Raw genomic sequence first — 1643 nt, 5'->3', positions numbered from 1 at the left:
GTGCCGTCGGGGGCCACGTCGACCCCGTACCGGCGTGCCTGGAGATTGATGACGAGGGCCCGTACGAGCTGCGGGTCGTCCTCCACCACCAGCACCCGTGTCATGGGTGTGCGCCTTCCTGTCGTACGTCGGGTCATAGGTCTCGAGAACACGGCAACCGACGTCGTGACCGCGGAAGTTGACGGGACCAGGGATTCTCCCGGGCCGCCAACTCCCGCATGGTCGCGTACGGCCGTCAGCCCTTGCTCACGAGGTCCTTGAGCGCGATGTTGAGCTCGAGGACGTTCACGCGGGGCTCGCCCATGAAGCCGAGGGTGCGGCCCTCGGTGTGGTCCTTGACCAGCCTGTCCACCTCGGCGACGGACAGCCCGTTCTTCTCGGCGATCCGGTGGACCTGGATGTCCGCGTACTGCGGGGAGATGTCCGGGTCCAGGCCGGATCCGGAGGAAGTCACCGCGTCGGCGGGGACCTGGGAGGGCTTGACGGTGTAGCCGCCGACCGAGTTGTCCTTGATGACGGCGGCCTTGGCTGCCGTCACCCAGGCGATCAGGTCCTTGTTGTCGGCGGACCGGTTCGTGGCGCCGGAGAGGATCAGCTTGTACCGGGTGTTGACGCTGTTGCTGCCGAGGCCGTTCTGCGGGCGGCCCTGGAACCACTTCAGGTCGGGTTCCGGCGTCTGTTGGCCCTTCTTCAGTGGCAGGTTGTACGCCTGGCCGATGAGGGACGAGCCGACGACCTTGCCGCCCGCCTTGATCTCGGAGCCGTTGGCCTGGTCACTGAACAGCCCCTGGGCGATACCGGTCACCACCAGCGGGTAGATGACGCCGGTCACCAGGGTCAGCACGAGGAGGGCGCGCAGGCCCGCCCAGAGCAACCGGGCAGTGTTGGATACCGAGTTGTTCACGGGGATCAGCCGATTCCGGGGATGAGGGAGATGAGCAGGTCGATGAGCTTGATGCCGATGAAGGGCGCGATCAGCCCGCCGATGCCGTAGATCGTCAGGTTGCGCCGCAGCATCTTGTCCGCGCTGACCGGCCGGTACCGCACACCGCGCAGGGCGAGCGGCACCAGCGCGATGATGATCAGCGCGTTGAAGATGACCGCGGACAGGATCGCGGAGTCCGGCGAGGCCAGGGCCATGACGTTGAGCTTGTCCAGGCCCGGGTAGACCGCCGCGAACAGCGCCGGGATGATCGCGAAGTACTTGGCGACGTCGTTGGCGATGGAGAACGTGGTCAACGCGCCCCGGGTGATGAGGAGTTGCTTGCCGATCTCGACGATCTCGATCAGCTTGGTCGGGTTCGAGTCGAGGTCGACCATGTTGCCGGCCTCCTTCGCGGCCGACGTACCCGTGTTCATCGCGACGCCCACGTCCGCCTGCGCGAGGGCCGGTGCGTCGTTGGTGCCGTCGCCGGTCATCGCGACGAGCTTGCCGCCCGCCTGCTCCCGCTTGATCAGCGCCATCTTGTCCTCGGGGGTGGCCTCCGCGAGGAAGTCGTCGACGCCCGCCTCCTCGGCGATGGCCTTCGCCGTCAGCGGGTTGTCGCCCGTGATCATGACGGTCTTGATGCCCATCCGGCGCAGCTCGTCGAACCGCTCCCGCATGCCCTCCTTGACGACGTCCTTGAGGTGGATGACGCCCA

Annotated in this window: 2 protein-coding genes and 1 pseudogene; all 3 read right to left on the bottom strand. The window is 67.0% G+C overall.

Annotated elements, in window-relative coordinates; genetic code table 11:
- A pseudogene (locus JF597_RS54745) lies at positions 1-104 on the bottom strand (DNA-binding response regulator); the annotation flags it as partial.
- A gap of 131 nt (positions 105-235) precedes the next feature.
- Positions 236-904: a potassium-transporting ATPase subunit C gene (locus JF597_RS54740; protein WP_294014650.1), complete on the bottom strand. Its 669-nt coding sequence runs from the start codon at positions 902-904 to the stop codon at positions 236-238.
- A gap of 5 nt (positions 905-909) precedes the next feature.
- On the bottom strand, positions 910-1643 hold a 734-nt coding region (locus JF597_RS54735; RefSeq protein WP_294014647.1), incomplete at its 5' end, for an HAD-IC family P-type ATPase.

This window comes from Streptomyces sp., assembly GCF_019510245.1.
Classification (GTDB): Bacteria; Actinomycetota; Actinomycetes; order Streptomycetales; family Streptomycetaceae; genus Streptomyces.
This window is presented reverse-complemented; position numbering and strand designations above follow the sequence as displayed.